Below are 7,484 nucleotides of genomic sequence, written 5' to 3'. Positions count from 1 at the left end.
GCGACGTTGTTTAGCTTCTCGCTATCGGGGCTTTCGGAGCGTAGATAGTAAGTCGATTTTAGCCCGAGCTGCCATGCAAGCGTGTAAATTTCGCTTAGATAGCCGCCGCTTGCCTTATCTAGGCTCATGAAAATATTTAGGCTCTGGCCTTGATCGATCCATTTTTGGCGGATAGCGCCTGCTTTTACGAGTAGGCGCTGATCAAGCTCGTATGCAGGTACGTACGCCTGCCACGTTTTTGGACTTAAATTTGGTACGACGACCGGGATCATGCCGCTTAGGTTGTGCTCGAACCACTTTCGCTTATACACCGGCTCGATCGTCTGCGTGGTGCCTACGAGTATGCTGATGCTCGATGTCGGCGCGATCGCCATCAGGTAGCCGTTTCGCATACCGTCGCGCCTTACTTTCTCGCGCAGTCCGTCCCAATCGCAGCTGCTCTGCTCAAAGAGCCCGCCGCGCTTAACGAGCGCTTTGGCGTTTTCGTTCGCTAAATCGATCGGGAAAATTCCTTCGCTCCACTTCGAGCCCGTAAAATCAGGATACCTACCCTTTTCTACGGCTAAATTTGAACTTGCCTTGATTGCGTTAAAGCTCACGTTTTCCATTATCCTATCGATCAGCTCGAAGTGCTCGTAGCTGCCCCACTCCACGCCGCGCTCGGCAAGCATCTGCGCTTCGCCCATTACGCCGAGCCCTATCGCGCGGGTTTTTAGATTGGTGTGTTTGACCTTGGCGTGCGGGTAAAAATTTAGATCGATGACGTTATCGAGCATCCTCACGGCAATCGGCATCACGCGAGCTATCTCCTCGCGGCTGTTGATTTTGCTTAAATTTACGCTTGCGAGGTTGCAAACCGCCGTCGCACCCTCGTCGCAGCCTTTTTCTACGATAAAAATTTCTTTGCCGCCCAGCGTGTCTAGCGCGGTGATCTTTTTCGCCTTTTTTACGATGCCTGCGTCGGTTCTTACCTCTTCGTTTTCCTCAAACAGCCTCTCGCTGCCGTCAGCGAAAACGACCTTGATTTTGTAGTGGTTCGGCGCCGTGTTTTGAAAGATCTCGGTGCATAAATTTGAGCTTCGAATCAGGCCTTGATGCGCGTTTGGATTGATGCGGTTGGCGTTATCTTTGAAGCATAAAAAGGGCATTCCGGTCTCAAAATAGCTCGTTAAAATTTTCTTCCAAAGCTCCTTTGCCAGGATGGTGGATTTTGAAATTTTATCATCGGCCTCGTACTGCTCGTAGCGCGCTTCAAATTCCGCGCCATATAGATCGCTTAGATCGCTTACCTCCGCAGGATCGAAGAGCGTCCACTTGCCGCCGCTTTGAAGCCTTTTCATAAACAGATCGTTTATCCACAGCGCGGGGAAAATTTCATGCGCTCTGCGCCTCTCCTCGCCCGAGTTTTTGCGCAGATCAAGGAAGTCGCTCACGTCCATATGCCACGGCTCGATATACACGGCGATAGCGCCCTTGCGCGTGCCCAGCTGATCGACGGCGACTGCGATGTCGTTGGTGATCTTTAAAAACGGGATGATACCGCCCGCGGCGTTTTTATGCCCGTCGATGCTGCCGCCCATCGCGCGCACCTTGCACCAGTCCCAGCCGATACCGCCGCCGAATTTGCTCAGAAGCGCCATCTCTTTGTAGCTATCGAAAATCCCCTCGATATTATCGGGCGTGCTTCCCACGTAGCAGCTGCTTAGCTGATGCCGCGTCGTGCGGGCGTTTGAGAGCGTCGGAGTAGCCAGCATGACTTCAAATTTAGATATGAGATCGTAAAATTTCTTCGCCCAGCTCTGGCAGTCAAGCTCGTTTTGCGCAAGGAACATCGCGATCGCCATAAACATCTGCTGCGGAAGCTCGATCGGCGCGCCGCTTTTATCCTTGATGAGGTAGCGATCGTAAAGCGTTTTAATGCCTAGGTAGTTAAACTGCAAATCGCGCTGCGGCTGCAAATAAGAATTTAGATCCTCAAGATCGTATTTTTCCTTTAAGCCGAGCATTATACGGCCCGCTGCCTCGCCGCGAGCGAAGTAATCCCTCAGGCTGTTATAGCCGCTAAAGCCCGTTACTTTGTGATACAGATCGTATAAAAATAACCGCGCGGCGACGAAGGTCCAGTTCGGGCGATCCACGTCGATCTTTTCGACCGCGGTTTTGATGAGGGTTTGCTGAATCTCTTCGGTGGTGATCATATCGCGAAACTGGATCTTTGCGTCCACCTCAAGCTCGCTAAGACTTACGTTTTCCAGCCCCTCTACCGCCTCGCTCGTGTATTTTTTGATCTTGCTTACGTCAAGTTCCTCGGTTCTGCCGTTGCGTTTGATTACTTTCATATCGTTCCTTGAAATTTAAAAATGCAAATTTAGCGTTAGTTTCCCAATATAAAATACGTCGTCAAAAGAGGCGGCGTAATAAATGCCGCTCATAATCCGCCGTCTTTTAAATTTACGCTAGCTGCGCTGCAAAAGCGCGCATTATAGCCAAATTTGCTTAAGAATATCTGTCGTTAAAGGATAAAATTTTTCGATTATAGGGTCAAAATTTAGCAAGGCGGGCAGAAACGATGCGGTAAAATTTGAGCGAAATTTTATGGTAGAGCCGCGAAATTTTGCAGGGAAAATTTACGCGGAGCTTTGCGAAATTTTGCGCCGAAAAAGCAGGAAAACAAAAATCTTTGCGGGCAAGCTTAAAATCCGCCCGCAAAGCTTAATAATTTAGTTGCGCGGTAGCGGGATAGGCTTTCCGTTTAAATTTATAGCGTTGTTGGCTTTGTCGTAACTAAACTCCATCTTAACGCCCTGTCCGTCCGGTTTAAGGAACTCGGAGCCGTAAACTTCAGCCATCGGCGCAAAATCGCGCAGGCTGTCGTAAGGCGATAGGAAGTCCGTGATGGTCGTATTTATCGTAGCTTTGCCGCCAAATTCCATCTTTTCAAAGAGCTTTTCTTCGTCTATAAAGCCGCCAACTAGCGCGTTTAAGTTGAAAGCAAATTTTTTGCCGAGGCTATTTTCAAACGAAAAATCTTTGATCTCAAATTTAATATCGTCTTTCAAAAGCTCTTTCAAAAGCTCCTTGTTTTCCGCAAGCTCATCGAAATCCTTAGATCCGGCAAAGGCAAATTTTTCATATAGCTTCGCGCTTAGGTTTATTCCTACGCTTGAGTGAATATTTCGCAAAAGCACGTCGGCGATCTTAAGAGTTTCCATTTTGCTTTCGTCTTCGGAGGTTAAAATTCCGTTTTTGATGCGGTTGTTGCCCTCGGAGCTTAAATTTGTAGCTACGACGAGGCGCTGCCTATTGATGGTAACGACTAGCTCCTTGATGCCCGCCTTATAGTCTATATCGCTCATTATCAGCTTAGATAAAAGATCGTCGGATTTTTTTACCTCGTTCGGAAACGCGACGTCGTATCCAAGGCCTTTCATATCTATGCCGATCTGCTTGCCGTCATCCACGAAAAACTCCGGAAGTTTAAAATTTAGCCCCTTGATGACCTCACCGCTCATATCGCTAACGCCGCCTATGCTAAAGCCCGCTATACGCACCATCTCGCTATCTTCTGCGAAATTTATATCGACCAGCTTGGCTTCATATTTTATATCGCCCGGACCGAATAGAATATGCGTGTTTATCGGCGCATCGGTTTTAAAAACCTCTTTTATCGGCTCTGCGTAATAAGGCGTTTTAACTTTTATCGTTCCGTCCATCTCAAAGCCCGCCGCGACATCCTTTACGCTGTGTTTGATAGTGTAATCGTAGCGGAAGTCAAAATCTTGAGGGAAGACCTCTTTAGGATCAAAATCCAGAGTCTCGTTCGCATCGTCGCGATCCGCAAGCTCTTTAACTTTTTTGACGCCGTCCGTCAGATAGGCCTGAAGCTTCTCTTTTTTGACCGTACCCTCGATAAAGCCGCTTGAGTTGCTATCTCCGGGATAAAATTTAGCGCTCTTAGTCTCGAAAATTTCGTTTCTAGCGATAAATTCCGCAATCTGCTGCTCAATCGCCGCGCTGGCACTCTTGCCGACCGCACCGTCAACCGTTTTGGTTATGCTATCGTTTACACTTTTAGCTACTCCCGTTTTAGCGTCCTTTGTCGCCACAAAAACGCCCGCTATAAGCGCTACGATGAGCACTAAAGCCGCGATGATCTTTTTCATCATCTCTCCTTTAAATTTAAAATTTATTTGGGTGCGTATTTTGCCGTAAATTTCTAAAATTTTCAAATTCTAGCTTAGTGTGCTTTAACCTAAAAGAAGTTATAATCGCGGCATTAATATCAAAATTTAGGAAAACTTATGGCAAAACAAACGAAATATATTTTCGTCACCGGTGGAGTGCTGAGCTCGCTGGGTAAGGGCATTGCGGCGGCGTCGATCGCGACGCTTTTAAAGCACGCGGGGCAAAAGGTGCGCATCCTAAAGGCGGATCCTTATATCAACGTCGATCCCGGCACCATGAGCCCGCTGGAGCACGGAGAGGTTTTCGTCACCGACGACGGCGCGGAGACCGATCTGGATCTTGGGCATTATGAGCGGTTCTTGGATGAAAATTTAAGCCAAGATAACAACTTCACCACGGGCAAAGTTTACAGCTCCGTCATCGAAAAGGAGCGCAGGGGCGATTATCTGGGCAAAACGATCCAGGTGATCCCTCACATCGTAGGCGAGATCGTGCGCCGCATAAAAAAGGCGGGCGAGGGCAACGACGTGCTGATCGTCGAGATCGGAGGCACCGTGGGCGACATCGAGGGGCTACCGTTTTTAGAAGCAATCCGCGCGATGAGAGTGGAGCTGGGTAGGGTAAATACGATGAATATCCACCTCACGCTCGTGCCTTTCATCAAAGTAGCAGGCGAGCTGAAAACCAAGCCCACGCAGCACAGCGTAGGCGAGCTGCGCCGCATCGGTATCAGCCCCGATATGATAATCTGCCGCTCCGAAATGCCGCTAAATCGCGCGCTTAAAGATAAGATCGCGCTAAGCTGCGGCGTGGATAAAAACTGCGTCATAGAAAGCCCCGATAGCGCGAGCATCTATCAGATCCCGCTTGCGTTTTTGAAGCAGGATATTTTAACGCCGATCGCGGAGACTCTAAGCTTAAATAAGCTCGAAGTCGATATGAGCAACTGGGACAGCCTCGTTAAGCGCGTCATTGTGCCTACGAACGAAACCACGATCGCCTTTGTGGGCAAATATATCGATCTGAAAGAAAGCTACAAATCCCTCACCGAGGGGATAATCCACGCAGGCGCGACGCTTGATACGCGGATAAATTTAAAATGGATCGATAGCGAAAAAATTGAAGCAAGCAATGTGGATGAAATTTTCCGCGACGTAAACGGAATTTTAGTCGCGGGCGGTTTCGGCTCGCGCGGGATAGAGGGTAAAATTTTAGCCATAAACTACGCGCGGATGCATAAGGTGCCGTTTTTGGGTATCTGCTTAGGGATGCAGCTTGCGATGGTGGAGTTTGCACGTAACGTCTTAAAACTGAAAAATGCCAACTCTGCGGAATTTGACCCTCAGACCGAAGATCCGGTGATCTACCTCATCGATAGCTTCATCGACGCAAGCGGCAAAAAGCAGATCCGCACGCACAAATCCCCTATGGGCGGCACTATGCGGCTGGGCGGCTATGACTGCGACGTCAAAAAAGGCTCGCTTTTGGGTAAAATTTACGGCGAGCAAAAGACCATTCGCGAGCGCCACCGCCACCGTTACGAAGCCAATCCGAAATACCGCGCCGAGTTTGAAAAGCACGGTCTTATCGTCTGCGGCGAGAGCGACGGGCTTATAGAAGCGGTCGAGCTAAAAAACCATCCGTTTTTTCTGGGCGTGCAGTTTCACCCGGAATTTACCAGCCGTCTAGTGCGCCCAAATCCCGCTATTTTGGGCTTTATCGAAGCATCTATAAAAAATGCTAGGTAAAAATGAGATAAGGGAAATTCTAAAATCGAGATTTGCGAACGATCGGCATACTAAAATTTCTGAAATTCCCTTACCCTGCGATCTAAAAGATACCTATAAGGCGGCTTTGCGCATAAAAACTGCCATCGAAGAAAACCAGCGCATAGCCGTAGTCGGCGATTACGACGTCGACGGTATCGTAAGCACCGTCATAATGAGCGATTTTTTCAATCAAATAGGCGCGGATTACGTTATCAAGATCCCAAACCGCTTCACCGACGGATACGGGCTAAACAGCGAGATCATAGGCGAGCTTGAGGATGTGGATCTCATCATTACGGTAGATAACGGCACCTCCGCGACGGAAGCTGCCGAAATTTGCGCTCAAAAGGGGATCGATCTCATCATCACCGATCATCACATGCCCCCGCCCGTGCTGCCGCGAGCTTATGCGATAATCAATCCGAAGCAGCCCGATTGCACCTTTCCAAATATCGAAATTTGCGGCGCGCAGGTAGCGTGGTATCTCGTAGGCGCGCTAAAAGAAACCCTCGGCGTGAACTACGATATGGCAAGCTCGATGGATATCCTCATCATCGCCATAATCGCCGATATGATGGAGCTGCGCGACATGAATCGCGCGCTTTTGCGCTTCGGCATCAAGCGGCTAAATAGCTCGAACCGCGCCTGCTTCAAGGCGATTAAGGAGCACTATTTCAAAAAGCATTTCGAATTCGACGATATCAGCTACACGATCGCGCCGCTAATCAACTGCACGGGGCGGATGGACGATGCGACGATGTCGTATAACTTCCTATGCGCCAAAAATATCAGAGAGGCAAACCACTACCTAGAGACGATAAATTCCATCAACAACTCGCGCAAAGAGGAGGAGAAAAGCCTCTACGACGAGATCGTAAAAAGCGTCGATCCGAGTGACAACGTCATCGTCGTGTGGGGTCCGCAGTGGCACGAAGGCATCATCGGCATCGTCGCAAGCCGCCTAAGCAAGACCTACAAAAAGCCCGCAATCGTCTTTAGCGTAAGCGACTCGCGCGCCAAAGGAAGCGCGCGCAGCATCGGTAAATTCGACATTTTAGAGCTGATCTCCTCGCAAAGCGAAATTTTAACGACCTTCGGCGGGCACAAGGGCGCTGCGGGCGTGGGGATCGATCCCGCGTTACTTCAGGAGTTTAAGCGGCGCGTAAATGAGCGCATTACGCCCAAGGATCTGAGCGATTTTAGCGCGCAAGACGATCTACTGGGCGAGCTGGACGCGTCGCAGATAGACTTCGAGCTGCTTGAAATTTTAGAATTTTACGAGCCCTACGGGCAGAAAAATCCGCGCCCGCTCTTTTGTATCAAAGGCGCGCGCGCCCGCAATATCAGAGAGATCGGCAAGGAGGGCAAGCATATCAAAATGGCGCTTGACAAAAACGGCGGCAGCGTCGAGGCGCTGTTTTTCAACTACGACTTTTTGCCGCGCGCCGGTGAGCGAGTGGACGCGATCTTTACGATTAGCAAAAACAACTTCCGCGGCACGATCACGCCCGAGCTCATCATCAAGGAGCT

4 protein-coding genes are annotated in these 7,484 nt (G+C 49.5%); 2 read left to right on the top strand and 2 right to left on the bottom strand.

What is annotated here, in order from left to right:
- A partial coding sequence (locus Q0438_RS08770; protein WP_299190210.1) for a ribonucleoside-diphosphate reductase subunit alpha occupies positions 1–2,339 on the bottom strand: 2,339 nt, incomplete at its 3' end.
- A 381-nt stretch (positions 2,340–2,720) separates the two neighbouring features.
- On the bottom strand, positions 2,721–4,163 hold the full coding sequence (locus Q0438_RS08765; RefSeq protein WP_299190208.1) for a DUF945 family protein: 1,443 nt from the start codon (positions 4,161–4,163) through the stop codon (positions 2,721–2,723).
- 138 nt (positions 4,164–4,301) lie between these two features.
- Here Q0438_RS08765 and Q0438_RS08760 point away from each other — a divergent pair, with 138 nt between their 5' ends.
- Positions 4,302–5,933, top strand: a complete 1,632-nt coding sequence (locus Q0438_RS08760) for a CTP synthase (protein ID WP_299190207.1) — start codon at positions 4,302–4,304, stop codon at positions 5,931–5,933.
- The coding region (gene recJ / locus Q0438_RS08755; protein ID WP_299190206.1) for a single-stranded-DNA-specific exonuclease RecJ at positions 5,923–7,484 on the top strand (1,562 nt) is incomplete at its 3' end. The genes Q0438_RS08760 and recJ, both read left to right, overlap by 11 nt.

Source organism: uncultured Campylobacter sp. (assembly GCF_938030785.1).
Taxonomy (GTDB): Bacteria; Campylobacterota; Campylobacteria; order Campylobacterales; family Campylobacteraceae; genus Campylobacter_B.
Note: the sequence above shows the minus strand (reverse complement) of the source record. Positions and strands in the feature narration are given on the sequence as shown.